24 protein-coding genes are annotated in these 26,921 nt (G+C 52.7%); 14 read left to right on the top strand and 10 right to left on the bottom strand.

All coding sequences use genetic code 11. From position 1 onward, the window contains the following. The first annotated feature begins 95 nt into the window (after positions 1-95). The 6 genes from D9A02_RS14460 (at position 96) to D9A02_RS14430 (ending at position 7,494) form a co-directional block, all read left to right on the top strand. Positions 96-1,313 carry an N-acetylmuramoyl-L-alanine amidase gene (locus D9A02_RS14460; protein ID WP_120501623.1) on the top strand — a complete coding sequence of 406 codons (1,218 nt, stop codon included), beginning with the start codon at positions 96-98 and terminating at the stop codon, positions 1,311-1,313. 130 nt (positions 1,314-1,443) lie between these two features. Next, positions 1,444-3,963, top strand: coding sequence for a penicillin-binding protein 1A (locus D9A02_RS14455; protein WP_120501622.1), 2,520 nt, complete (start codon positions 1,444-1,446; stop codon positions 3,961-3,963). Positions 3,964-4,062: 99 nt separating this feature from the next. Continuing rightward, entirely contained in the window at positions 4,063-5,187 is a 1,125-nt protein-coding gene (gene prfB / locus D9A02_RS14450; protein ID WP_120501621.1) for a peptide chain release factor 2, read from the top strand. A gap of 66 nt (positions 5,188-5,253) precedes the next feature. Next, positions 5,254-6,024: a DUF2189 domain-containing protein gene (locus D9A02_RS14445; protein WP_120501620.1), complete on the top strand. Its 771-nt coding sequence runs from the start codon at positions 5,254-5,256 to the stop codon at positions 6,022-6,024. Positions 6,025-6,274: 250 nt separating this feature from the next. After that, entirely contained in the window at positions 6,275-6,853 is a 579-nt protein-coding gene (locus D9A02_RS14435) for a VPLPA-CTERM sorting domain-containing protein (RefSeq protein ID WP_120501618.1), read from the top strand. A gap of 296 nt (positions 6,854-7,149) precedes the next feature. Further along, positions 7,150-7,494 (top strand): hypothetical protein, encoded by a 345-nt coding sequence (locus D9A02_RS14430; protein WP_120501617.1) that lies wholly within the window; start codon positions 7,150-7,152, stop codon positions 7,492-7,494. Between the two features lie 38 nt (positions 7,495-7,532). Here the strand turns inward: D9A02_RS14430 and mazG are convergent, their stop codons facing one another. After that, the gene (gene mazG / locus D9A02_RS14425; protein WP_120501616.1) at positions 7,533-8,366 is read right to left on the bottom strand and encodes a nucleoside triphosphate pyrophosphohydrolase; all 834 of its coding nucleotides are present in this window, start codon (positions 8,364-8,366) and stop codon (positions 7,533-7,535) included. 63 nt (positions 8,367-8,429) lie between these two features. Here mazG and D9A02_RS14420 point away from each other — a divergent pair, with 63 nt between their 5' ends. The 6 genes from D9A02_RS14420 to D9A02_RS14390 all read left to right on the top strand — a co-directional run bounded on the left by D9A02_RS14420 (position 8,430) and on the right by D9A02_RS14390 (position 14,031). Continuing rightward, positions 8,430-9,593, top strand: coding sequence for a M20 aminoacylase family protein (locus tag D9A02_RS14420; protein ID WP_120501615.1), 1,164 nt, complete (start codon positions 8,430-8,432; stop codon positions 9,591-9,593). A gap of 36 nt (positions 9,594-9,629) precedes the next feature. After that, positions 9,630-10,604, top strand: a complete 975-nt coding sequence (gene speB, locus D9A02_RS14415; protein ID WP_120501614.1) for an agmatinase — start codon at positions 9,630-9,632, stop codon at positions 10,602-10,604. A 1-nt stretch (position 10,605) separates the two neighbouring features. Then, entirely contained in the window at positions 10,606-11,019 is a 414-nt protein-coding gene (locus tag D9A02_RS14410; protein WP_120501613.1) for a DUF1499 domain-containing protein, read from the top strand. A 281-nt stretch (positions 11,020-11,300) separates the two neighbouring features. Continuing rightward, positions 11,301-12,347: a peptide chain release factor 1 gene (prfA, locus tag D9A02_RS14400; protein ID WP_120501611.1), complete on the top strand. Its 1,047-nt coding sequence runs from the start codon at positions 11,301-11,303 to the stop codon at positions 12,345-12,347. Beyond that, positions 12,344-13,177, top strand: coding sequence for a peptide chain release factor N(5)-glutamine methyltransferase (prmC, locus tag D9A02_RS14395; protein ID WP_120501610.1), 834 nt, complete (start codon positions 12,344-12,346; stop codon positions 13,175-13,177). Before prfA ends, prmC begins: the two co-directional genes overlap by 4 nt. Positions 13,178-13,416: 239 nt before the next feature. Further along, positions 13,417-14,031 carry a DUF4167 domain-containing protein gene (locus D9A02_RS14390; RefSeq protein ID WP_120501609.1) on the top strand — a complete coding sequence of 205 codons (615 nt, stop codon included), beginning with the start codon at positions 13,417-13,419 and terminating at the stop codon, positions 14,029-14,031. A 71-nt stretch (positions 14,032-14,102) separates the two neighbouring features. On the opposite strand, the gene rsmA is transcribed toward D9A02_RS14390, so the two are convergent. From rsmA to lptF, 6 genes are read right to left on the bottom strand one after another with little or no spacing between them, the layout of a single operon-like run. Then, positions 14,103-14,942 (bottom strand): 16S rRNA (adenine(1518)-N(6)/adenine(1519)-N(6))-dimethyltransferase RsmA, encoded by an 840-nt coding sequence (gene rsmA / locus D9A02_RS14385; RefSeq protein ID WP_120501608.1) that lies wholly within the window; start codon positions 14,940-14,942, stop codon positions 14,103-14,105. Next, entirely contained in the window at positions 14,939-15,910 is a 972-nt protein-coding gene (pdxA, locus tag D9A02_RS14380) for a 4-hydroxythreonine-4-phosphate dehydrogenase PdxA (protein ID WP_120501607.1), read from the bottom strand. Before pdxA ends, rsmA begins: the two co-directional genes overlap by 4 nt. Further along, on the bottom strand, positions 15,907-17,154 hold the full coding sequence (locus D9A02_RS14375; RefSeq protein WP_254054641.1) for a peptidylprolyl isomerase: 1,248 nt from the start codon (positions 17,152-17,154) through the stop codon (positions 15,907-15,909). Before D9A02_RS14375 ends, pdxA begins: the two co-directional genes overlap by 4 nt. 5 nt (positions 17,155-17,159) lie before the next feature. Continuing rightward, complete coding sequence (lptD, locus tag D9A02_RS14370; protein ID WP_120501605.1) at positions 17,160-19,373, bottom strand: LPS-assembly protein LptD; 2,214 nt, start codon at positions 19,371-19,373, stop codon at positions 17,160-17,162. Beyond that, positions 19,370-20,461 (bottom strand): LPS export ABC transporter permease LptG, encoded by a 1,092-nt coding sequence (gene lptG / locus D9A02_RS14365; protein ID WP_120501604.1) that lies wholly within the window; start codon positions 20,459-20,461, stop codon positions 19,370-19,372. The genes lptD and lptG overlap by 4 nt, the downstream gene beginning before the upstream one ends. Beyond that, positions 20,458-21,597 (bottom strand): LPS export ABC transporter permease LptF, encoded by a 1,140-nt coding sequence (lptF, locus tag D9A02_RS14360; RefSeq protein ID WP_367946751.1) that lies wholly within the window; start codon positions 21,595-21,597, stop codon positions 20,458-20,460. Before lptF ends, lptG begins: the two co-directional genes overlap by 4 nt. Before the next feature lie 129 nt (positions 21,598-21,726). On the opposite strand from lptF, the gene D9A02_RS14355 reads away from it, so the two are divergent. Then, on the top strand, positions 21,727-23,199 hold the full coding sequence (locus D9A02_RS14355; RefSeq protein WP_120501602.1) for a leucyl aminopeptidase: 1,473 nt from the start codon (positions 21,727-21,729) through the stop codon (positions 23,197-23,199). After that, entirely contained in the window at positions 23,199-23,657 is a 459-nt protein-coding gene (locus D9A02_RS14350; RefSeq protein WP_120501601.1) for a DNA polymerase III subunit chi, read from the top strand. Before D9A02_RS14355 ends, D9A02_RS14350 begins: the two co-directional genes overlap by 1 nt. A 4-nt stretch (positions 23,658-23,661) precedes the next feature. Here D9A02_RS14350 and D9A02_RS14345 read toward each other — a convergent pair whose 3' ends face one another. The 3 genes from D9A02_RS14345 to D9A02_RS14335 are packed head-to-tail and all read right to left on the bottom strand — an operon-like array spanning position 23,662 to position 26,806. Next, positions 23,662-24,243: a TIGR02281 family clan AA aspartic protease gene (locus D9A02_RS14345; RefSeq protein WP_120501600.1), complete on the bottom strand. Its 582-nt coding sequence runs from the start codon at positions 24,241-24,243 to the stop codon at positions 23,662-23,664. 18 nt (positions 24,244-24,261) lie between these two features. Continuing rightward, positions 24,262-24,894: a MarC family protein gene (locus tag D9A02_RS14340; protein ID WP_120501599.1), complete on the bottom strand. Its 633-nt coding sequence runs from the start codon at positions 24,892-24,894 to the stop codon at positions 24,262-24,264. 52 nt (positions 24,895-24,946) lie between these two features. Further along, positions 24,947-26,806, bottom strand: a complete 1,860-nt coding sequence (locus D9A02_RS14335) for an ABC-F family ATP-binding cassette domain-containing protein (protein ID WP_120501598.1) — start codon at positions 26,804-26,806, stop codon at positions 24,947-24,949. Positions 26,807-26,921: the final 115 nt, after the last annotated feature.

Raw genomic sequence — 26,921 nt, 5'->3', positions numbered from 1 at the left:
CATAACAACGTTTGAAAACTTCCCTTAGCGGTGTTCATTAATCCGCTGGTGCTATAGATTGCCGCCAAGACCGGAGCAAACGGCGGAAGAGCAGCATGATCAGAATAATTCTGGCAGGAATTTTATGCATTAGTGCTATGAGCGCCAATGCACAGGACTTCAGTGGTCTGGCCCGGATTGAGGGCAATGACAACGCAATCACAGACATACGTCGCGGGGTTCAGTTGAACCTGACGTTGACGCAGGGGGTGCCATGGCGGGTTTTCACGCTGGATAATCCAGAGCGTCTTGTCGTGGACTTTCGGGAAATCGATTGGCAGGGGGTCGACCCTGCGGAACTGGATCAAAGCGACCGGGTTACTTCGTTGCGTGTGGGTGGTTTTCGTCCGGGGTGGTCGCGGATGGTCGCGGATCTCTCAGGCCCTTACGCCTTGGAAACAGCTGTGCTGGAGGTGAACGATCTTGACGGCCGCGCCATGTTGGAAGTGATCCTGAAAGAAGTTTCCCCAGCTGCGTTTGCAACCAAAATCGGATCTCCGAACACGCCGGAATGGGAGCATGTTGTTGATCCGGCCCAGACAATCTCAACTCAGACACAAAACGGCGAAGGTCTGTTGCGAGTGGTGATTGATCCAGGCCATGGAGGCATCGACCCCGGTGCAGAAAAGAATGGTGCATTAGAAAAGGACCTGATGCTGGCCTTTGCACGAGATCTGAAAGAAGCCCTGCTACGTAGTGGAGAATTCGAAGTAATTTTGACACGTGAAGATGACAGCTTCGTTTCGTTGGAGCGTCGCGTCGCAATTGCTCATCAGGTGGCCGCCGAAGTGTTCATATCCCTGCATGCAGATGCCTTGAGCGAAGGTCAGGCGCGTGGCGCAACGGTGTATACACTTTCCAAAAGTGCATCGGACAAGGCCAGCGCAAAATTGGTGGAACGTCATGACCGTGCGGATATGCTGGCAGGAATTGATCTGAGTGAAACAGACGATGTCGTTGCTGACATATTGATGGATCTTGCGCGGCTTGAAACAATACCTCGTACGCGCAGCTTGGCTCATATCCTGCATCAGGAATTGAAAAATCATTCTATCCCGTTACATCCAAGGCCCGTGCGCGAGGCGGGGTTTTCGGTGCTTAAATCTTCGGACATTCCGTCATTGTTGTTAGAGTTGGGCTTTTTGTCCAACCAACGGGACTTTGAAAATATCACGAATCCGGAATGGCAGGCCAATATGGTGGACGCTGTGCGGGATGCATTGATTAAATGGCGCGCAGCTGATGCCGCGGCAACGAATTTGCTGCGTCAGTAATGTGCAAGAGTTGCGCGAGCATCGTGTTCGTAACGTCACGGGAATATTTCGGGCAGATTCTGGCCGTATCATCTTTGACGCAGGGGCGATTGCTCCCTATATCAGAAGCCTAATGTAACTGGGGTTTAATGTGCTCAGACCAATTTTGTCCTTTTTCGGAACTTTCTTCAGCCTGATCACGCTTGCGGTTCTGGCCATTGCGTTGAGTATTGGCGCTATTTTTCACATCTATGGGAAGGATTTGCCGAGTCACGAGACACTGGCGAATTATACCCCACCGACTATTAGCCGGATATATTCGGGCGAGGGACGGATTATTGATGAATTTGCCCGCGAACGTCGCTTGTTCACTCCGGCGGAAGATATTCCCGATCTGGTTAAGCAGGCGTTTATCTCGGCCGAAGACAAAAATTTCTATCATCACTCCGGGTATGACGCGCGCGGTATCGCGGCGGCGATTTTTGATGCTGCAAAAAGCCGTGGCAAGGATGTCCGTGGGGCATCAACAATCACCCAGCAGGTGATGAAAAACTTTCTGTTGAGTGGTGAGCGCAAAATCGAGCGTAAGATCAAAGAGATCATTCTGGCGACCCGGATCGAAGAAACGCTTAATAAGGAAGATATTCTCGAACTTTATATGAACGAGATTTTCCTGGGTCAAAACAGTTACGGCGTCACGGCGGCAGCACAAACCTATTTCAACAAGGCTCTGACTGAGCTGGCCCCACATGAGGCGGCATTCCTAGCCTCGATGCCCAAAGCCCCCAGTGATTATCACCCCGTCCGTCAAAAAGAGCGCCTGCAAACGCGGCGCGACTTTGTTTTGCGAGAGATGAGGCAAAACGGTTATATTTCTCAAGAGGAATACGATATCGAGGTCGCCCAACCTTTGCGGTCTGTCCAGAATGGCGATTTCATAGCCTATCGTGCGACGTTACCTCCGCGTGACTATTTCACTGACGAAATCCGCCGCCAATTGAGCGAGGATTTTGGCGAAGGTGAGTTTTTCAGTGGCGGCCTAAACGTGCGGGCGACAATCGATCCTCAAATGCAGATCAATGGTGCTGCGGCCCTGCGTCGCCAGCTTGAAAAATACGACCGTGGCCGTGGTCAATGGCGTGGCACTGGCAAAACACTTCCAGCTGAAGCACTGACATCTGAGGATAATTGGCGTGCCGCTCTGTCAGAGCTGCGCGTGGCGCGTGATGTGGATCAGGGTGGCAAATGGCATCCGGCCGTGGTGCTTGAGATTCAAGACCAGCAGATGAGGTTGGGTATTGAAGGGGTCGATAGCACCGACGCAGAACCATCGATCGTGCCGCGAGATGACATCGGCTGGTTGCCCAAAGATTTCCATAACACTTTTGAGGTTGGCGACGTCGTGCATGTACGCCGCATGGTATCTGATGACGATGGATCATTTGTACGCTGGACATTGCGGCAGGTGCCGCAAGTTCAGGGCGGATTCGTTGCCATGGACGTGAACTCTGGTCGCGTAATCGCGATGCAGGGTGGCTTTAGCTATCAGAATTCAGTTTTCAACCGGGCGACACAGGCCAAACGTCAGCCGGGTTCCAGCTTTAAGCCTTTCGTTTATGCCGCAGCACTGGATAGTGGCTATTCTCCGGCGACGATCGTTGTTGATGCTCCGATTGAGATCAATACGCCACAAGGCCTGTGGCGGCCCAAGAACTCTTCGAACAAATTCTATGGTCCAACTCCGCTGAGAACAGGGATCGAACGGTCACGGAATCTGATGACCATCCGTCTAGCACAAGAGGTCGGTATGGATGTTGTCGCGGATTATGCCGAACGCTTTGGAGTCTATGATAACATGGGCCCATATCTGGCCAACTCTTTGGGGTCCGAGGAAACCACATTGTACAATATGGTCGCGGCCTATGCGATGTTTGCCAACGGTGGTGAACGGGTGACCCCGACCTTGGTTGACCGAGTGCAGGACCGTTACGGCAAAACGGTTTATGCCCATGATCCACGTCAATGTGTCGATTGTGGCGATCCGAATATCCCGCAAAATCGCAGCCCGCGTATCGTTTCCGACCGCGAGCGCGTTATGGACGCGATCACCGCCTATCAGTTGACGTCTATGATGAAGGGGGTTGTCGATCGCGGCACCGCCTCGAGCGCGATCGACCTGCCTGTGCCGGTTGCTGGCAAGACCGGAACTACGAATGAAGCGCGTGATGTGTGGTTCATTGGCTTTACCAGCAACATCGTTGCGGGGTGCTATATCGGTTATGACCAACCGCGACCAATGGGGCGTTCTGCTTATGGGTCTTCAATGTGTGGGCCTGTGTTCCAAGAGTTCATGACAGATGCCGTCGCCAAATTTGGTGGCACCGATTTTGCCATCCCTCCGGGCGGACACTTCATAAATATTGATCGGTTCTCGGGCGCACGTTTGCCGGCGGGGGCCTCTGGCGATTATGTCGTAGCTGAGTACTTCCGCGATGGTGAGGATCCGATCTTTGGTTATGTATTCGATGGTGGTTTTGCCATGGGCGATGATCTGCAACTGTACCAGGGCGGCGAGGAAGCAGTGCAGGAAGTCACCACCTCGACCGGGCAAAAGGCCAAGGTTGGTAAAAAAGCGACATTTGGTTCAATCAGTTCTGGCGGTTTGTACTAAGGTTTTTCTGCGCGTTTCCATGGATATGTGCGTGCTTGTCTTGTCGGCACGGCGCTGCTGCGTTATCACCCGCATCTGAGATGAGCAGGGAGCAGCCGAATGCGCGCGGAAATCCAATCAGTTGTCGCCGAGATCGAAAATTCACTGGAGCTGTTGCGCCAGAGAATGGATTGGGAGACGGTCCAACATCGGATGGAAGAGTTTAACGCTCGTGTTGAGGATCCGACCCTGTGGGATGATCCGGCAAAAGCGCAAAAACTGATGCGCGACCGGCAGACGTTGGTGGATGCGCTGGACACTCACAACAGTATCCAGCAGGATCTTTCGGATAACATCGAGCTGATCGAACTGGGTGGGATGGAAGAGGATGAAGAGGTCGTTGCAGATGCAGAGGCTGCACTGAAATCCCTGAAAGAGAAAGCTGGGTCAAAAGAGCTGGAAGCGTTGTTGGACGGCGAGGCGGACGCAAACGATACCTTCCTTGAGATCAACGCTGGCGCCGGCGGCACAGAGTCATGTGATTGGGCCTCCATTCTGGCACGTATGTATGTTCGCTGGGCAGAAAAACGCGGCTACAGTGTTGAGCTCCAATCAGAAAGTTCGGGGGATGAGGCGGGGATCAAATCCGCCGCATACAAAATCTCCGGTCATAATGCTTATGGCTGGCTAAAATCGGAAAGCGGAGTGCATCGTCTGGTGCGTATTTCGCCGTTTGATTCTGCTGCCAAGCGCCATACCTCCTTTAGTTCGGTCTGGGTATACCCGGTTGTGGATGATGACATCGATGTTGACGTTAACCCAGCAGATATCCGGATCGATACGTACCGTAGCTCCGGTGCGGGCGGCCAGCACGTGAACACCACCGACTCGGCTGTGCGGATCACACACCATCCGACCGGCATCGTTGTGACCAGCTCGGAAAAATCACAGCACCAGAACCGCGACATTGCGATGAAGGCGTTGAAATCTCGCCTATATCAGATGGAGCTGGACCGCCGCAACGAGGCCATCAACGAGGCACACGAAGCCAAAGGCGACGCGGGCTGGGGTAATCAGATCCGATCCTACGTGTTGCAGCCTTATCAGATGGTCAAAGATCTGCGTACTAATGTTGAGACATCTGATACTAAGGGTGTTCTGGATGGTGATCTGGATCAGTTCATGGCAGCGACACTGGCTATGAATGTCAGCGGAAAATCTCGTGCCGAAGCTCAGGGTGACTAAGCGCATTACGCTAAAAGCTTGATATGATTAATGATGTCGGTAAGCTGCCCAAAAGGGAGGCGACCGATGTCACAGAAGAAACCGCATGGCGTGCCGAATTTTCGGCCTGTTACGATCTCCATGCTGTTTGAGGCCCTCAGACGTGGCTGGGCTGATCTGCGCAGTGCGCCGGGCTACGCGGTCCTTTTTGCATCATTCTATGTGGCGTTTGGCTGGTTGTTGGCAACGGTCACCATCATGACTGGTCAAAGCTATTGGCTGGTCTTTGCGGCGGTGGGATTTCCTTTGATAGGGCCTTTCGCTGCTGTGGGACTGTATGAAGTCAGTCGTCGACTTGAACATCACTTGCCACTAGAGGCGCGAGAAATTTTCGCAGCGGTGGCTCTACAACGTCGGCGGCAGTTGCCATCAATCTGCGTGATCATTCTGATGGTGTTTTTGTTCTGGTTTTTTCTGGCACATATGATTTTTGCATTATTCATGGGGCTATCCACGATGACAAATGTGTCCAGCTCATATGAGGTGTTGAACAGTGCTGAAGGGATAAGCATGCTTGCGCTCGGTAGCGTTGTTGGGGGGGCGTTCGCGTTGCTCTTGTATATGATTACCGTTGTTTCCCTGCCGCTGCTCTTGGACCGAGAGGTGGACTTTGTCACCGCTATGATCGCCAGTTTTCAATTGGTTTTGAACAATCTGGTGCCAATGTTATTCTGGGCGGCGATGATTGCGGCGATGACTTTTCTGGCAATGCTTCCGGGGTTTCTAGGCCTGTTTGTCGTCTTGCCATTGTTGGGCTATGCGACTTGGCATCTCTATCGGTTGATTTGTTCTGATTAGGCCCTTCAGACCTGCGGCGCCAGAATTTGACCACTAAATGTAATGGATAAGCCTTTGCACCGAAGATAAATTCGCACCAGAAGTACGCCTTCAAGCTGCTCTGAGTTTCGGCTAATGCCGTCCATTTTGTAGTATTGTTTCTTTCTTGGGGTGGTGGGGTTGTGATATGCATCAGCCATTTCCATATTATGTTGATTTTGCGGCAACTATATGTCTTTAATAAAGCTGTATTTTTTCAGTGGAGATAAAGATGACATTTAAGGCAATACTTACGTCGATTGCGCTGACAGTCGCGGCAACAGCGACACAAGCCGCGACCATCGATTTTTCTAACCTGACTGGTAGCAATGGGTCTGCCTATGCAGGGCATTCACAAGAAGGTTTTGATATCGGAATTGGAAGTGGCGTATGGCAAGAAGCACATAATTTTGGGAATGGCACGCCGGCGATTTTTTCAAGATCTGACTCATCATCGATTGAGGTCACTGTTTCTGGTGGTGGTTTGTTCACCACAACATCTGTCGATTTGGGGGATGCCAGTGACGGTGCCGTGCCATATGTGATCGAGGGGTTCCTCGGGGTTGCATCGGTGTTCAATCTTGCAGGAACAATGGATTTAGCTGGGTCTGGTTTTGATACCTTTCTGACTGGATCAACTGATGTCATTGACAGGTTGGTGATCAGCCTGTCCGGAACACGGACAACTTCCTATAACATTGACAACATTGTTGTTGATAAGGCGGTATCAACGATTCCACTGCCTGCTACGTCCATACTTCTGTTTGCGGCTGTAGGGGGGCTGGGAGCGATGCGTCGTCGTAAACGCTAAGCTACTCCAAATTAGTATCTAGCCCGCCCTGTGCCAGAACAGCGGCGGGCTTTTTTATGGCTTGGTGTCGCGAATCTCTTTCGCGAAATGTGTTTACATTGTGCGTTTCGGTTTCTGGATTCACAACTTTTACGAGCAATAATTCGTTATTTCAGAAACAGTGTTCTGTATGTTGTTGAACTGTATTCGGATAATGTAAAATAAGGCGTAAATGTGGCGTAATAGTGTATTTTTTGGAGCGCATCGACTAAGCTTATCTTGTGCTGAGTGTGATCAATGTGATTTTGGGGAATGTGATGAGTAAAGAGAGTTACAAGTACAAGGATACTGTGAACCGATCGCTAGTTTTGTATAAGTCGGGGGAAGACATGATGCAGGCTGCAAAAAAGAACAGAGAGAAAGCCTTGCTGTTCATTTGCAGATACTGTGTCCGGTTAACGGACCGGCGGCGTAATGTTCGTGAAGTATGGTCGGAGAATCCACCCTCCCTGGGGGAATTGGTCAAAATGGTAGGTGAAGAAAATCGCCTGATCGAAATTACGCGAGAGCGTCGATCACTGCGGGCGTTGGCCAAAGCCATACCATATTACAAGAGTGAAGAAGACGAGCCTCTGTTATCACATACAGGGCGTGCGATTTAACTAATTGATATCACCGTAAGTATTTTTACAATACCCCGTCAGGCCGGATTGGCCTGCGGGGTTTTTTCTTCGGCCTTGGCCTGATCCCAGAGAGAGTCCATTTCGTCTAGATTTGACTCTTGTGGTGAGCGGCCCTCAAGGGCCAATAGGGCCTCGATCCGTTCAAATCGTCTGGTGAATTTGGCGTTTGCACGGCGTAGGGCCGTTTCGGGATCGATTTGCATGTGCCTAGCAAGATTGGCTATGACGAAAAGCAGATCGCCAAATTCCTCTTCGACGTGGTCTTGTGTGCTGTGGGCGACAGCATCTTTAATCTCAGAAACCTCTTCGGTAATTTTATCGAGAACCTGATCAATCTCAGGCCAGTCAAACCCGACGCGTGCGGCGCGCTTTTGCAACTTTACCGCGCGCATTAGGGCGGGCAACCCTACGGCCACACCATCTAATACGCCGGTCTGAGCTTGGCCCGCGCGTTCGGTTGCTTTGATAGTCTCCCAATCGCGGGTTTGTTGCTCCGCTGATTTGTCACGGCTTTCATCGCCAAACACATGGGGGTGACGGGCGACCATTTTATTGGACACACTATTAACGATGTCATCAAAGGTAAACAGATCCTGATCTTGCGCAATTTGTGCATGAAACACTGCTTGCAACAGTAGGTCACCCAATTCCGATTTCAATTCTGCCCAAGCACTGCGCTCAATCGCATCCGCCACCTCATAGGCTTCTTCAATCGTATATGGTGCGATGGTCGAAAAATCCTGCTCTACGTCCCACGGGCAACCGGTTTCGGGGTCTCTAAGGCGGCGCATGATTTCCAGCAAGCGCGGCATTCCGCCGTTGGGGTCATGAATCAAAGGGTTGTCAGCCATCGCAATTTGTCCTTCTGTGCCTATGTTGGAAAGTGACGGGCAAATGTGTAGGAGTCTAGTGATATGGCAGTGATTAACAGAATTGCAGGATTTGCCGATGAAATGGTAACCTGGCGGCGACATTTGCATCAAAATCCTGAACTGGGCTTTGATTGCCATGAAACAGCAGCTTTTGTCGTGGAGCGGCTCCGCGCCTTTGGGGTGGATCATATCGAGGAAGGCATCGCCCAAACGGGTGTGGTCGCTGTGATTAATGGCCGGGGGGAAGGCCCGGTCATCGGCTTGCGCGCAGACATGGATGCATTGCCGATTGAGGAGAGCAGTGGTGTTGAATGGTCCTCTGAAGCGCAGGGTAAGATGCACGCCTGTGGCCATGATGGACACACAACCATGCTCTTGGGGGCTGCGAAATACTTGGCTGAGACGCGAAATTTCGCTGGCAAAGTGGCGTTGATTTTTCAACCTGCAGAAGAGGGCCCTGGCGGCGGAAAAGTGATGGTCGAAGAGGGGATATTAGAGCGATATAACGTCGCTCAGGTTTACGCGTTGCACACAATGCCAGGTGTCGAGCCAGGTGGGTTTCACACTGTTGCGGGCCCGGTGATGGCTGCGGTGGATACTTTTCATATCGATATTCATGGGAAGGGGGGGCACGGCGCTTATCCGCATGAAACCTGTGACCCAGTGATTGCGGCGGCAAGCATGGTGCAGGCCATTCAGAGTATTGTCAGTCGTAATCATTATGCACGTGATGAACTGGTGGTGTCTGTCACCCAAATTCACACCGGAAGCGCCGAAAACATCATCCCGGACAAGGCCTATATAAATGGAACGATCCGTACCTTTGATGAAAAGGTGCAGGACATGGTCTGGCGACGCCTTGAAGGCCTCGTGGCAGGGCAGGCGGCTTCCTATGACGTAGAAGCCAAGCTCACCATTGATCGTGGGTATCCGGCAACAGTGAATGACGCTGAAAAAATGGAATTTGCAGCTGAAATTGCCCGCGAAGTTTCAGGCGCGGATCAGGTGAAAACAGATCGTGAACCCGAAATGGGGGCCGAAGATTTCTCTTACATGTTAGAGCAAAGGCCCGGTGCTTATCTATTCTTGGGGCAGGGCGACGGCCCGGCATTGCATCATCCAGGATTCGATTTCAACGACGATGTGGCCCCGGTCGGGGCATCTTTTTTTGCGCGACTGGTGGAACGGGCGCAGCCTTTAGGGTAATTAATAATTTGATCAAATTACGAATCTGAGGGCAGCATGGGACTGGAAGACGCAAAAAATCAGGTGGATCACGCGTTTACACGTGAAGACACGCGTGGCCTGAGCAATGAAAATACCTTTGGTGGGGCCACGTCCTTTTTGCGACGAAGATATACCAAGGATTTGACCGGTGTGGATCTGGCGGTAACCGGTGTGCCGTTTGATCAGGCGGTGACCAACCGCACGGGGACCCGGCTGGGGCCGCGCGCCATTCGTGAGGCAAGCAGCCTGCAAAGCCCGGATGCGCCTTATGGCTGGGGTTATGATCCGTTAAGTGAGTTGAGCATCGTTGACTATGGCGATGTGGCGTTTGATTATGCGATGGTCAGCGAGTTTCCAGAAATGTTGACCAAACATATTCGTGGCATTCTGGATGCTGGAGCGGGTAGCATTTGTTTGGGTGGTGATCACTTTATCACCTTGCCGATTTTGAGAGCTTACGTCGAAAAATTCGGCGGACCGTTGTCAATCTTACAATTTGATGCTCATACCGACACTTGGCAAGATGACAACATGGCCCGCATCGATCACGGCACATTCATGTATAAAGCGGTCAAGTTGGGGTTGGTTGACCCGAAACGCTCGGTTCAGGTTGGAATTCGCACGGATAACCCTGATACCATGGGCTTCAATATCATTGACGCGCGTGAGGTACATGAACGTGGCCCGATTGAAACCGTCAAGAAAATCAAAGATATTCTTGGTGATCATCAGACTTATCTGACCTTTGATATCGATGGTCTTGATCCAGCCTATGCGCCGGGTACAGGGACGCCGGTATGGGGTGGCCTGACTACCGCACAGGCGGCGATCATGCTGAGAGAGTTGGCAGGGATTAACATGGTTGGTGGTGATATTGTTGAGGTTTCACCGCCCTTTGACACAACCGGGGCCACGGCCATTGCCGGTGCGCATGTCGCGACCGAGCTGATCTGCCTCTGGGGTTGGAACCGGCGTGGCAACAAAGCATGACATGAGCGCCATATTTTTGATCCTTGCTGTGGTGACGGTATCGTTTGGTATCTATGTGCGCACTGCACCATCACCTGCACAGACATGGCACCAGTTGCCTGCCGTGATTGCAACCAAAGATCTGCCGGGTGGCGCAATGCGTGTTGTCGATCCGGCAAACCGTATGGATCTGCAATATATTCATGAGATTGCGTTGCAGGGTATGAATACGAAACAACTGTCCGGTTCGATCGAAGAAGATATGATCACCTACATCAGTCGGTCAAAGTTTTGGGGATTTCCGGATTATACCACCGTACGCTTGCAAGGTGGTAGGCTGGAACTCTATGGTCGGTTACGGTTCGGGCGGTCAGATTTTGGTGTCAATGCTTCCCGCATCGATCACTGGCTGAGATTGCTGTCCGAGCGAGGATGACAGGCACCCGTCAGAGATTTCGCGCCACATTGGCACATTCAAAGACATCTGACACTGCGCCATGAACATTCGGCCATCGACCTGTAAACAAGTCATATCACCCAGTTCCATGCGACTGCCGGTTTTGTCAGTGCAATAGCAGTCGATGGTTTTGCCGTTGAATGTCGCATCTGCAAAGGCAGGCGAGGAGGCAACCAAAAAGATCAAGAGCTGTTTCATAGGGCCAGTATAACACGCCTGCCGCCCTTGACCAAACCCTGCGAATGAGGGACACGGACAACATGGTGCCTTTTGACAGATTGATGGAAATTAACCGGCGGTTCGAGTTTCTCGAGGCGCAGATGGCCGAGGGTAGTGGCGATATTGCCCAGCTTGGTCGAGAGTATGCTGAATTGCGCCCTGTGGTTGATAAGATCCGGGCATATCAGGATCTTCTGGATGGGATTGAGGGGGCTAAAGCCCTGCTGGATGATCCTGAAATGCGTGAGCTGGCCGAGGAAGAACTGACCGAGTTGCAAGGCAATTTGCCGCAGATGGAAAAGGCGCTGCAGTTGGCGTTGTTGCCACGCGACAAGGCCGATGCACGACCTGCAATCGTTGAAATTCGTCCGGGAACCGGGGGAGAGGAGGCAGCACTTTTTGCCGGTGATCTGCTGCGAATGTATCAGCGCTATGCCGAGGGGCGCGGTTGGAATTTTGAGATTCTTGAGGAAAGTCAGACAGAGCTGGGCGGCATCAAAGAGGTGGTCGCTCATGTTAAAGGCGTCAATGTCTTTGCCCGGTTGAAATACGAATCTGGCGTGCACCGTGTGCAACGTGTGCCGGAAACAGAATCCGGAGGTCGTATTCATACTTCGGCTGCGACGGTGGCGGTACTGCCCGAGGCCGAAGATGTTGATATTCATATCGATAACAATGATTTACGAATTGATACGATGCGTAGTTCAGGCGCAGGTGGTCAGCACGTTAACACCACGGATTCTGCTGTGCGTATCACCCATTTGCCCAGTGGCATCGTGGTGACCAGCTCTGAGAAATCACAACACCGAAACCGTGAAATTGCTATGCAGGTGCTCAAGACCCGGCTGTATGATCAGGAACGCCAGCGTATAGATAACGAACGCTCAGCTGATCGCGCCAGTCAGGTGGGGTCGGGCGACCGATCTGAACGCATCCGGACGTACAATTTCCCGCAAGGTCGAGTCAGCGATCACCGAATCAACCTGACGCTATATAAGCTGGATCAGGTGATGAATGGCGATTTGGACGAAACCATTGATGCACTGACCGCTGATGCACAGGCGACGCTGCTGGCTGAAATGGAATGACTGTCCAGCACGTGCTTTTTCAGGGGATTTCTCTGTTGAATGAAGCCGGCATCGATGGGGCTGCAGGTGACGCACGGCGGTTGATGGCTGCGGCACTGAACATAGCACCGGGACGATTGACGCTGCATTTGCATGATGACTTGCCTACTACGATCGAAGCTGTGTTTTTGGGGCATATACAGGCGCGGGCAAAACGCGTTCCTGTTTCTCACCTGCTGGGCGGGCGTGAATTTTATGGTCGTTGGTTCAAGGTCAATGGCGATGTGCTGGATCCGAGGCCGGAAACTGAAACATTAATTGAAGCAGCATTGGCCGAGTCGTTTTCCCGAGTTCTTGACTTGGGTACAGGCAGTGGCGCAATTGCACTGACGCTAATGGCAGAACGTACAGATGCAGAGGCCCTGGCGACGGATGCTTCACAGGTTGCGTTAAACGTTGCACTGCAGAATGCGGAGGCCTTGAATGTGGTCGACCGGGTAACTTTCAGGCAGAGCGACTGGTTTTCTGAAGTCAGCGAGGTGTTTGATTTGATCGTATCAAACCCTCCCTACATTGCGTTGAAAGAGATGAAGGGTCTATCGCCAGAGCTGTCTCATGAACCGCGTATGGCCTTGACAGATGAAGACGATGGTTTGACGGCTTACCGGGCCATCACAAGTCAGGCTGTAGAGTATCTGTCGGAGGGTGGCAGGTTGATGGTTGAAATCGGGTGGCAGCAAGGGCAGGCGGTATTAGATATGTTTATTGCTGCGGGATTCGCACATGTAAAGATCGTCCCGGATCTGGATGGGCGGGACCGTGTTGTTACTGGAGTTTGGCAGGGGAAATGAGCGAAATTAGGTATATTTACTCAACAAAATTATGAAATTTTGGCAAACCGGCAGATTGCGCTTGTAAGGACATCACAGGCATGGTTATTGATAAGGTGTCTGGGTCGTGGACGATCTGATCGTTTTGTCCCATCAGATGTTAACTCAAAACATGTCAGTTTAGGGTTCTTATACGGCGCTTGCGCCACCCATCCAGACCAAACGACATAGATTTAAATAAAGCTGAACAGTCAGAGCATATGAGATCTTCCAAACCACGTTCGCGGAACAAGCAAAACCGCAACCGTTCCATGGGTAATGTCACCAACCGGGTTTTTGATAGCTCGGGGCCTGAGGGCAAGGTGCGCGGCACTCCGCAGCAAATCATTGACAAATACAATCAGCTGGCACGCGATGCTCAGTTGGCGGGTGACCGCGTTGCAACGGAAAACTTTCAGCAACATGCTGAACATTACCTGCGCTTGCTTGGTGTCGCCCAAAAAGAGCAAGATGCCCGCCAAAAAGAACAGGATGCGCGCCGGGAAGAACATGATCGGCAAAACCGTGAACGCCAAGCCGAACGGGACCGTGAGCGTTCCAAACGTCAAGAACGTGAGGCCGAAGAGGGCAGTCATGATGCGCAGCAGCCTGTCGCTGCCGTCGTTCAGGATGATCAACCCGATCTGATGGACGCACCGCAGCCGGATGTGGTGGATATGCCGGTGACAGACGGTGACAGCGGTCTGGTTGAAACGCCAGAAACCGCACCTGCACCAAAGCCAAAACGCCCGCGTAAGCCACGTAAAAAACCGGAAGACACGCAGGATACACCCGCTGCAGGAGACGGATCAGAACCTCCTAAAGCCGCAGAATAACCAGTTTCCTGTCTGACTTGAAAGGGCCGCTCCGAAAGGTGCGGCTTTTTGTATTCGTGTTGTATGAAGGCTTAACTGTTCAAGATCCGTGATAGGGCGCAAAACTGTTCAAGATGAACGGTTTCCGCCCGGTCAGTCGGTTTGATCCCCGCTGCAATCAAACGGTCCTCAAGATCGGGTGCCATGCCCTTGAGTGCCGCACGCAGCATTTTGCGCCGCTGATTAAAAGCGCGCGCCACAACATGTTCCAATTGTTTAAGTTCTGCCGGATAACGCGGCTCAGCCAAGGCGTTAAGATGCACAACCGCGCTGGACACTTTGGGTGGCGGGGTAAACGCTTCGGGCGGCAGGTGCATTGCGATTTTGGCATCACTGCGCCAAGCGGCCAGCACAGCCAGACGACCATAGGCTTTGGAGCCGGGTTTGGCCACGATACGTTCGGCGACCTCGCGTTGGAACATCAATGTTAGGCTGTCCCAAAACGGCGGCCAGCTGGGCGGTGTCAGCCAACGGATCAGCAACTCTGTCCCGACATTGTAGGGCAGGTTTGAGGCGACCCGGATAGGGGGCGTCAGCTGATCGCTAGGGTCCAATTCAAGCGCATCAGCATTGATCACAGTCAGGCGGTCTGGATAGACTTCTGCAATCTCAGCCAAGGCAGGCAGGCAGCGGGTGTCTTTTTCCACGACCAATACACGGCGCGCACCTTCGGCCAGTAATCCACGGGTCAGGCCACCGGGGCCGGGGCCGATCTCAAGTACATCACAGCCAGTCAGATCGCCAGCCTGACGGGCGATTTTAGACGTCAGGTTCAGATCTAGCAGGAAATTTTGCCCCAATGATTTGCGTGCGCTCAACTCGTGATCTGCAATCACCTGACGCAGCGGGGGAAGAGGATCAATCTGGCTCATGTGTTGCGCCTGTGTGCAAGGTCGGCGGCCATTTTCAGCGCCTCAATCGTTGATGTCGGATTTGCCTGACCGTGACCTGCGATATCAAAAGCGGTTCCGTGATCAGGTGAGGTGCGGATAAACGGCAGGCCAAGGGTGACATTGACACCGCGATCAAAGTCCAGTGTCTTGATCGGGATCAGCGCCTGATCGTGGTACATGCACAGGGCCGTGTCATAATTGCGGCGGGCGCGGGCATGAAACATCGTATCGGCCGACAGTGGTCCGGTAATATGCATTCCTTCCGCTCGCATGCGATCCAGAACCGGTGTAATCAGGTTGATTTCCTCAGATCCCATCTTACCACCTTCGCCAGCGTGTGGATTAAGCCCCGCCACGGCAATACGCGGCTGATCAAGGCCGAAATCACGTTTCAGCGCGGCGTGGGTGATACGCAACGTATCCTCAAGCAGCGCGGCAGTAAGCTGCGCAGGTACATCATCAATTGCTATATGAATGGTCACTGGAACAACACGCAGCTGATCACTGGCCAGCATCATGACGCTACGTTCAATCCCAGCTAAAGCGGCAAGGTATTCAGTATGCCCTGGATAGGCAAAGCCGGCGCCGTCCTGCAGGGCTTGTTTATGGATCGGTGCGGTGCACATGGCGCTGGCTTGACCTGATTGCACAAGATCAACACATCGGGCGATCACATCGATAACCCCCTGCGCGTGATCTGGGTTTGGTATACCTGTGGTCAGAGGGCCGCGAAAACTGTGGGTAAGCACGGGTAGTGCGTTGCCCATGACCTCTGTTGTCTCAGATGGAGCTGAGATTTCGCGAAATTTTGTGCCCTTAGGCAGGTGCGCCGGATCGCCAACCCAAAAAAAAGGCAAATTGTCTTTCAGCACGTGCCAGGCTTTGATCGCCAATTCAGGACCGATACCAGCCGGTTCGCCGCAGCTGAGTGCGACCGGAGCCGTCATTTGATTTCAACAATGCGCGCCTCGGCGCGGAGCTGCTCCAGATATCCGTCAGCAAAAGATTCAAGCCGCGAGCTGCGAATAAAACCGGTCAACTGCTCTGGCGAGGGGCCTTCACCTTCGATCTCAAATGTCCGTCCGCACATCATCAGCAACACAAGCGTTTGTCCGTTGGCGCGGGTGAGGTTGGTCGACACTTCGCCCTGATCCAGCTTGGCCAACTCAACGGCGATATCTTGCGGAAGATCGGCTGGGGCTTTGGCGCCACGCTCAAGAACTTCAGGCGGTTCATCTTTTGCGATACCATAAAGGTCATCACAGACATCGATATTATTTTTGACTTTTTGGGCGCGGGCAAGGGCCTGTTCTGTGCGGCCACCAGCAATGTAATAGGCTGCGTATTCGATGGATTCGACTTTGCGCTCTGGTGCGCCGGTTTCTTCAATATCTCGCAGTTGGAATAATGCAATCGCACCATCAATGGGCAGCGGATTGGTGACTTCACCCGGCGCGAGACCGATGATTTCTGATCGAACGGCTGGAGGCAGATCACTGATCGACATCCAGTCCAGTTGCCCACCACGATCACGGCTGCCTGATGCGGAAACCTGACTTGCCTGTTGCGAGAAACCTGAGACAGATTCGATCTGAGCAATGTTCGCGGCAGATTGCTGTGCCTGTTCGGCATTCTCAGGCGTGACTGGAATGATGATTTCCGATAGCAGGACCCGTACGCTCGACTTGCCAGACAAGGAGGCGCGCGCGCGATCCAGATCGGTTTCGCTTACTGAAACCCGAGGGCCAAAACGGGCACGAACCAGTTCACGCCATGTGACACCTGCGCGAACGAATTCACGCAGTGAGGATTCGTGCACACCAGCCTGTGCAAGCGCCTGAATGAATTGAGGCAGATCCATATTGGCACGACCGGCAAATTCTTCCATTGAGGCGTTGATATCCGCGTCTTCCAAAGTCAAACCATTTGTTCGTGCGGCATCTAATTTCAAGCGGTCTTCAATCAATTGCTCGCGGGCCAGCTTGTTTGGGTCGCCCGGTGCGCGGAACAGTGTCAGCAGGAGAGCACGTTGCTCCAGCTCATAGTGTGTAATCGCCTGATCATTCACCTTGATCGCGGCCGCATACTGACTTTGTGCAACGGCGGGGGATAAGGGGGCGACGAGTGCGGTTGATGTCAAAAGCACCGGAAGGCTGGCCGCGGCCAAGAAATTGCGCAATTTTGCTTTCATGGTGATTATTTCCTGCATGTCCGACTGTAACTATCGTCACCTGAGTTAACTGAAAAGCCTCGAATTCCCACAGTCAGATCGATGCTGGTTGAGGGGGTAAGGGTCGATGTTGAAGTAAAGCGCCGTGTTGCCGCCAGTTTGATATCTACGCATTCGTTTGTATATTTCAAACCCACACCTGCCCGGATGCTTTCACTATTGATGGCGTTATAACGCCATTCTGCGGTCCCGGTCCAGTGACGAGCCAATCTGTAACTGCCGTCGAAATACCAGTCCGAGATACGATCTTTGCGATCTTCCGCAAGGTCATCACGTAGCCAAACATAAGTTGCCCCTAGGCTTGTCAGTTTATTGTGCCAGCTTAACCGAGTTTCTGCTCTTGTCGCCGAATAGCCATTATCAAACAATCCGCGTGCCGTCAGTGTCATCCCATTATCATTGCGGTATTGGCCTGCCAGTAGAATGTCAGAAAATCGATCCTGCAATCCTGAACTATTGGTGAAACTGGTTGATCCATTGGGCTCAAAAAGTTGAGTGTCCCTGTAAACTTGCCCAATCGCAAAGGAGGTTTGCCAACCCTTTGGATCAAACCGTGACCAAGTGAGGCCATAGGATGCGTTATAGCCGCGTTCGCGCCGATCTGGGGCCGAAAATCGCGAGATGGCGAACAGGTTGCCCTCATCAAATTCAGTGATGGAGCTTTCATCATTTGGAATATCAAGGGTATCTCCGCCTACCCAAGCAAGCTGGACAACCGGTTCCAAAATTTGTGATGCCCCGTTTTTCTCGGACTTCAGCAGGGGCCAACTTAGTTTAACGGCGGCCGCCGGGCTTAGATCGATGGCATCAGAACTGCTGGTGTTGCCAGCCTGATAGATCAGAAAACTATCAAACGCGACGCCTGTTCTCAGTTCGGTTACGATACCGTTGGCAAAGGTCCAGTTATTTAGCCATTCCAGATTTGCATTGAAGCGGTTGACGTCCCGCCCGTCAGCGAAGCTATCGAAATCACTGCCATCCGTGGTAGATTTTGACGGGCGTGTGTGGCTGTGAACTGCTGCACCAAAGCGAAGCTCTCCTCCAATCGCGGTTGGGAAGAAGCGACGCTGATATTCGGTATCGATAATGAAATTTGGCAAAAATGAATCAGACTCACCTGACCGCAGCGTTGTATAATAATTTATACCGCCCCGGATGTATTCATCACGGCGTGCGCGTTCGATGCCCACTCCGCTTCTGAGCCGATCTTTCTCTGAGTAACCGTAGTCCAGCAGGTAATTATCGTCAGTGACGGCCTCGACGTTGAAAGTTAGTACGAAATCATCGCGAAGATTGAATCTTCCGTTCCCAAAGATATAGGCGCGGTTTTCATCAAGTATGCCAATATCATCATTGCTAAAGGCGCCTTCAAATTCGATGCGGCCATTGCGAAAAGCTTGTCTATAACGCCATTCAAGTGTCCGGGTTTTATCGGTCAGGAAGGGAGTCAAAGTCAGGTCTTTGTCATCACCCAGCGTGATAAAGTAAGGAACTTTGACGCCCGTGCCCAGAATTGTTGAGCTGCTGACTGTGGGAAACAAGAACCCTGTGGCCCGTTCCAGTGTCGGATCAGGCATCCGCAGACGTGGCAGATAGAAGACGGGTGTATCGAATACACGGAATTGGGCATCGTGAAAATAAAGTTGCCGTTCTTCTTGATCATGAATCAGACGCTTTGCCCGGATTTGCCATAGGGGAGCACGTCCGTCCTCGCAGATTTTGCACGATGTTGCTGATACCTTATAAAGCTGCGCATACCGTCCATTGACCCGGCGCATTTCGTTGGCCGCCAATTGTAACTGATCATTCATAACGACCCGTGCGCCGGTCAGCAGCCCGCGGGTAAAATCACGATCAAGTTCCCCGGCGTCGGCTAAGATTAGCGTGCCATCTTCTTCTTGTAATGTAATTGGGCCAATTAAAAACAGGCGCTCTTGTTCACGGTCGTAGGTGATGGATGATGCTTTAAGCCGGCGTCCCTCATAAAAGGCCTCGACGTTGCCATTGGCCACCATAGTGTTTTCATCTGTCAGATAGATCTCATCTGCCACAAGCACTGCGGGTAGCGCATCTGGTGCAACTGCCTGCGCCTTTGTCTGTGCAGAGGTCGTGTTTTCCTGTGCCAATGTGGCGGATGTGCAGGCCAGTATGGCAGAAAACAAATAAGCGGCCTTTTTCATCCGTCCTCCTTGTGCAGCAATATACCGAACGCAAGGAGTACTGATGCAATCGGCGGAGCCCATGCTGCCAACATGATAGGGATCTGGCCATTTTCACCCAAAATCTGGGCAAAATTTCGAATGTAATGCAGGGTAAAGCCAAGCATGATCGCAGTCAGTACTGAAATGCCGGTGTTTGCCAGACGAGTGTGCCGCATTGTGTAGGCTGCTGAGATCATCACGAGTGCCATGAAAAACACTGGCCGTGCCAGTTCCATCTGAAACCAAACTGCATACCGGCGAGCGGTAAAGCCAGCCTGTTCAAGATGTGTGATGAAGGCGGGTAAATCCCAGATCGGAATATATTCTGGCTTGCCAAAGCTATCGAGAATGCTCGCTTGTGTCAGTGGAGAGGGGAGTGTCATTCGCTCAACCAATCGCGAAGTGGCTTCGGGATTGGTACCGCGATCAAGGTCCCAAATCTTTGCGTCATGCAAAACCCATTCGCCACGCCCCAGTTGGGCAGATTTAGCGTGGATACGTTGAATGGGTTCGCCGATGGGGGTGAACGTCGCGAAGGTGGTGTCGTTTAGCGTACTCAGATCAGAGCTGGCGTTAACCGCATGGATGACTGTCTGCTGTGAAGATGTGCCCTGACGCAGCCATAGGCCATCTGCCGTAATCGCCAATGCGCTGGAACCCATACCGTTATACGTGTTGACGAGATCATTATAACGTTTGGACGATGCCGCGACCAGGGGGTTGAAAATCACGACAGAAACCACACCGATCATCGCGGCCGTTATGACCGGGGCTGATAAGGCGCGCATTGCCGAGCGCCCAGAGGCTCGGACAACAACCAGTTCGGATGAGCGGGCCAAACGTAAGAACAATCCAACCGAGGCGAGAATCAGAACCAATGGCAGGATTTCATAGTTGGCGTGGGGAAGGTTTAGCAAGACCACCTCGAAGACATCCCAAAACGGCAGGTTTGGATAGTCTTGCAACTCGTCCACCAGATCGACCAGCGCTAGTATGACAACAAATACACCGGCGATCCCCAGAAAGGTCCACAGGAATTTACGCGCAAAATAGAAATGTAAAATCATGCGGCACCTCGGGGGCATGAGCGTTGGAAAAGCCGCCTGAACAGGCCGGGATTTGCCGCGCAATACAGTAAAGCAATAGTGACACCAATGCCAAAGAGAACCGGTAGATACAGTAACCATGTCATGGACGGGCCCGATAGAGCCGCCCCAGATATCGCACCCTCGACGAGTTTGACCGCTACTAGCAATAAAAAGGCGGTGACAATCTGCCACCAGACACCGAAACGGCTGTAGGTTCCCAAAAGCAGCGCGGCAAAACCGATCATTGCTGCAACAATACACAAAAGCGCCTGTTGAATGCGGCTGTGGCCCTCATAAAGTACTTTCCCGACAGGTGTACCTGTTCTTTCGGCTACGATGTCTGCATGCATCAGCAGCTCTTTGGTGCTAGCAAATTCGATGCGGTCCTGACTTTGCGGTGAACGTGAAACAAGGCTGCTGATGTCGTAGGAAAAATCATCGAAATGGGTCGCGAAGAGACGATTGGTTTCGCGATCATAACTTTGTGACAATCCGTTCAACATGACAAGTTTGGTGCCATCCCCCTCGGGAACCAGATAGGCGGTGACCGAAGAATAAATCACGGGTGTTTCCCATTCGCGTTGATCCGACAGGAAAACATTTCTCAATTCACCTTCCGGAGTAATTTCCCGGATATAAAAGGCGATACCTTTCGACGGATGTAGAAACTCGCCTTCAGTCAAGAACTTAGCAGAGATACTTTGTGCAACCTCGGCCTGACGTGTGCGAAGGGACTTAAGACTGCCTGGGATCAGAAAATGCGTCAGAATTGACATCATGATGGCCAGAATCAGGCCGTAAATGACAACCGGACGCATCATCCGCCAAGGCGAATAACCAGTTGCCTGCATCACCGTCAGTTCACTTTCCGTACTCAGCCTGTTGGTGACGTAAACCGCCCCGGCAAAGCCAGCAATCGGTAGAACGACGCCAATCACAGCCGGCAGTGTCAGTGCGGTGAATTCAAGGAAAACCCAAGCAGGCTGACCATCACCGATCAGCCGGTCGAACATTCTGACAGCTTTGTTGATCCAGAAAATTGATACCAGAACAAGGGCAAAAAACCCAAACAAAACCATGAATTGCGACAGCATGTATCTGTCGAATCTGGTCACGTTTTTCTCTCCTTGCTCGATGTATTTTTGTGCAACCTAGCTGAATTGATCGGGCAGGAAAACTGCTAACTGGTCAAGTTGATCAAGCCACGCTAGGACTAGGGTAATTCTTATTTACGGAGTCCCTCCATGACACAGCCCGCAGCCGTTACTTTTATTGAAACCGATCTTGAGCAAATCACGCAGGCCACAGGCCGGGTTGCTGTTATTATTACCCCAGATGGCAAAATGGATGCGGCGGCCCGTCGGGTGAACCGCCTGACCAAAGGTGCATTAAAGCGCCTGATTGAAAGTGACAGCTGGGCTGACATGAAATCCGCGCAGGTCAAAACCTTGGCTTGGCCTGTAGGGATGGAGGCGGAAGCATTGGATGTGGTGTGCCTTCCGCGGTCAGCCTCGAGCGAAGAGGCTCGCAAGGCGGGCGTAGCTTTGGGTAAACTCAAATCAGATGCCGCATGTCTGATTCTGGCCGGTCAAGTGCGTCGGGCGATGGATCTGGTGTTGGGGTTGCGGTTGCGTAGCTACGCCTTTAGCGCCCATAAAACCGCCAAGCAAAAAGAAAACGCGGCCATCACGGCCATGGTTGCAGATCCGCAAGAGGTTCAAGACGACGCTACAGCGCAAGATGCGATCTGTGAGGGCGTGTTTATGACCCGGGATCTGGTGTCAGAACCAGCCAACCACCTGACCACGACAGAGTTTGCAAACCGTATCGCCGCGATGGAAGACCTTGGGCTGAAGATTACCATTCTGGAAGAAGACGAGCTGCAGAAACTTGGTATGAACCTGCTGTTGTCGGTTGGATACGGTAGTGCAAGCCCATCAAAAGTGGCGGTCATGGAATGGAATGGCGGAACCAAGGACGAAGCGCCGCTGGCTCTGGTCGGCAAGGGAGTTGTGTTCGACACGGGTGGGATCAGCCTGAAACCAGCCGCTGGAATGGAAGAAATGACCATGGACATGGGGGGGGCGGGTGTTGTGACCGGGGTGATGCACACGTTGGCCCGGCGCAATGCCAGGGCGAATGTCGTCGGCTTGGTCGGGTTGGTGGAGAACATGCCGTCAGATCGCGCGACACGCCCCGGCGATGTTGTGACCTCGATGAAGGGTGACACGGTTGAGATCATCAACACCGATGCCGAGGGGCGTTTGGTGCTGGCGGATGTGCTGTGGTACGCGCAAAAAACCTACAAACCATCGGGAGTGATTAACCTTGCTACATTGACCGGGGCGATCATCATCGGCCTAGGGCATGAAAAGGCAGGAGTGTTTTCTAACAATGACAAGCTGTGCAACACTTTCCTGCGCGCCGCCGATAATGAGGGCGAAGGCGCATGGCGGATGCCATTGGATCAGGTCTATGATGACATGCTCAAAAGTCGCATTGCCGACATGAAGAACGTTGGCGGGCGCGCGGCTGGTTCCATCACAGCGGGTCAATTCCTACAACGCTATGTCGAAGACGACATGCCGTGGATCCACTTGGATATCGCAGGTGTGGCCAGTGTTTCATCAGACACGCCCTATGCGCCCAAAGGGGCCTCGGGCTGGGGTGTCATGGCGCTAAACCGGCTGGTGGCGGATCAGTACGAGGCAGACTGATGGGCGCGGCCTATTTCTATCACCTGACGCGCAAGCCGCTTGAGGCGACTTTGCCACTGTTGTTGGAAAAGGCCCTTGGCGCTGGATGGCGCGTGGCTGTGCGTGGCACTGACGCTGCGCACTTGAAATGGCTTGATGAAAAACTGTGGCTGGGGCCTGAGGAGGGGTTCCTGCCACATGGTGTTTCTGGCGGTGCACATGATGCGGATCAGCCTATTTTACTGACTACAGAAGCGCAGGCCGCCAACGCGGCGCAATGCGTGATGAGCGTTGACGGCGCTGCTATCACTCCTGAAGAAGTTACAGCACTTGAGAGGGTTTGCATTTTGTTTGATGGAAATGACCCGGATGCCCTGAATGCCGCAAGGGCTCAGTGGAAGGCGTTGACCGGGGCGGGATGCTCTGCACAATACTGGTCTGAGGAAAGCGGAAACTGGGAGAAAAAAGCGGAAAGTTAAGAGTTTAACGCCGCAGGACCATTTTTCCGTTGCTGATTTCGACACTATTCCAACGCTGTAAATAGTCCATTCCTAGCAAGGATTGATCTAAGTCGCCTTCATTCACAACTGCCCCGATATTGTTGTCTTCGAATGTTCCAATATTGAAAGTCTCGAGTTTGACAGGGGCAGTACGAACCTCGCCATTGGCAGTGTAAGCGCGGCTGAAATAATTCAAGCTATCTGGATCAAACCCGGCACGTTCGGCATCCTTTTGGGCCAAAACAATCTGACTCGCACCTGTGTCGATGACAAAGTGTATCGTTTCGCCGTTGACTTGTGCGGCAAGATAATAGTGCCCGTCGGATGCACGGGGCAGCGTGACACTGTCGGTGCCGATAATACCTGCGTGGTCGGCATTCATGCTTTGCTTGATATCACCCCACAGGCCAAATCCCGCGATCACACCGACAAAGATCAGCCCCCAGATCAATGCCTGCTGTGTCACCTTGCCCAAAGAGTCCCTGTTTTGCGCAAAGAACCAAAGCACGACAGCGCCCCCCAACAGGGACAGGTAGATCAGACTGGCGGTATCATCAGCGTTCATGTGATTGATATAGGGGCTTTATACGCCTGCCGCCAGACCAAAGCCGTGTAGCCCATCTAGAACGAACTGCACCGCCAGCGCGGCCAGCAACATACCCAAAAGCCGGGTTACAACGTTTGTACCTGTGCGGCCCAATGCGCGTTCCAATACACCCGCACCCAGAAAAAGAACCAGCACCATGGCAACGACGCTCAGCATGACGGCAATGACGGTGGCCAGACCCTGCGCGCCGGGGTTTTCCCCGGCCAGAAGGATTACGGTTGCAATGGCACCCGGGCCGCTGATCAGTGGAATCGCGAGCGGAAAGATAGACGGATCATCGGTTTCATCCTCTTCTTCCTCTTCAATCCGGTCTTCGCGGCGTTTTGTGCGGCGCTCAAACAACATATCCAAGGCGGTTAAGAACAATAATATGCCCCCGGCAATGCGAAAGGCAGGCATGGAAATACCGATGAAACCCAAAACAGCCTCGCCAAAGGCGGCAAACACAATCAGCAACAGCGCGCCAGTCAAGCAAGCTCTGATCGCAATGGCGCGGCGTTTTTGTGGGTTCATGCCTTGGGTCAGCGCCACAAATAGCGGCGCCAGACCAATTGGATCAATAATCACAAAAAGCGTCACAAAGGCGGTGATCAGAAATGCGGTGTCCATGGAGAGCCCATTATCTTTAGGATTTCACCTGCGTATCATCAGATGCGCAGAATCATGAAGGTTTTTCTGCCTTTTCCAGCCGTTCCAGCGACGCCATCCACAGGGTTTCTGCACGGTCCAGCCCGTTCATCACCTCGGAGTATTTCTTTTGCCAGTCGGCCGCGTCTGTCCCATGCATATCACCATACAGTGCCGGATTGGCCAAAATTGAGGCGATTTTGTCCCGCATATGGTTCAATTTTTCAACGCGTTCCTCGCATTTTCGAGCGTCCTTGCGCAGCTCCAGAATGAGATCACGAGAAGGGCGCTTGGGCTTGACGGGTTTTGGCTTTGCGTTGGATTTGACCAGTTTGGTCCCCTCCAGTAGCAAAGCGCGATAGCTTTCCAAATCACCCTCGTAAGGGTTCACGCGGCCATCTTTGACCAGCCACAGGCGATCGGCCACCAGTGATAGCAAGTGCATGTCGTGGCTTACCAAGACAACCGCACCGGAATATGCGGTCAGAGCCTCGACCAAAGCCTCGCGGCTCTCAATATCAAGGTGGTTTGTTGGCTCATCTAGGATCAGCATATGCGGTGCATCAATCGTGGCCAGCATCAGTGACAGACGGGCCTTTTGCCCACCTGACAGGCTTTTCACAATTGTATCGGCCTGTTCAGCACCGATGCCAAAGCCACCCAGCCGCGCGCGCAATTTGGAAGGCGTTTCCGTTGGGCGAAGGCGGCGCACGTGATCCAGAGGCGTCTCATCCAGATGCAACTCTTCTACCTGATGCTGCGCGAAATACCCGATACGCAGCGCAGAGGCCGCATAGGTGCGCCCATCCATTGGTTTAAGTTTTCCAGCTAATAATTTGGAAAGTGTTGATTTACCTTCGCCGTTACGGCCAAGTAACGCAATGCGATCATCTTGATCAATCCGTAGGTCCAGATGGCTTAGGATGGGCACGCCATCATATCCCACAGTGGTACCCTCCAGCCGAACAATCGGCGGTGATAGCTCCTCTGGTTCTGGAAAGCTGAACTTCTTGAGCGCGGCTTCTTGTGGTCGCGTAATCGGCTGCATCCGAGCCAGCGCTTTGATCCGGGCCTGTGCTTGTTTCGCTTTATCTGCCTTGTACCGAAAACGATCCACATAAGACTGCAGGTGAGCACGACGAGCATCTTGTTTTTTTGCCTCAGAATCTGCTGCGGCCAAACGGGCGGCGCGGGTCTGGGCAAAGGTGTCATAACCACCTTGATAGAGCGTCAACTTGCGATCTTCGAGGTGCAGGATTGATCCGACCGCACGGTTTAACAGCCCGCGATCATGGCTGACGATCAAAACAGTGTGCGGATAACGCGTTAGATAGCTTTCCAGCCACAATGCGCCTTCCAAATCAAGATAGTTGGTCGGTTCATCGAGCAGCAGCAAATCAGGTTGGGAAAACAGAACGGCGGCCAGTGCTACCCGCATCCGCCACCCGCCTGAAAAGGCAGAGCAGGGCATTTGTTGCGCCTCGTGATTGAAACCCAAACCCTTGAGGATCGAAGCGGCACGTGCTTCGGCGGACCAAGCATCGATATCAGCCAGTCGGGTCTGGATCTCTGCAATCCGGGCGCCATCTGTGGCAATATCCGATTCCGCAAGCAGATCGGCCCGTTCGGTATCAGCGGCCAAAACCGTGTTGAGGAGCGAGACCTCATTTCCGGGAACTTCTTGGGAAACACCGCCGATGCGAGCGCGGGCAGGCATGCTGATGTCACCGGTGTCAAGCGTCAGCTCACCTCGGATCAATCGAAATAGGGTGGTTTTGCCGGTGCCATTGCGGCCAACAATGCCAACTTTATGGCCCTCGGGAATGGTGGCAGTTGCATGTTCGATCAAAGGCCGACCAGCAACAGAGTATGATATGTCATTAAAGCGAAGCATGCCCCTCCCATGCCGGAATGATCGGTGCGCGTCAATCGCGGCTTTTCAATTCCCAATGTGCGTGGTATCGGGGCCGCAAATATGAAGGCGGGGCGGGGTGCCCGGCCATTTGAGT

Source organism: Roseovarius sp. EL26 (assembly GCF_900327775.1).
GTDB lineage: Bacteria > Pseudomonadota > Alphaproteobacteria > Rhodobacterales > Rhodobacteraceae > Roseovarius.
The sequence above is the reverse complement of the archived record's forward strand: the minus strand, read 5'-3'. Positions and strand labels throughout refer to the sequence as shown.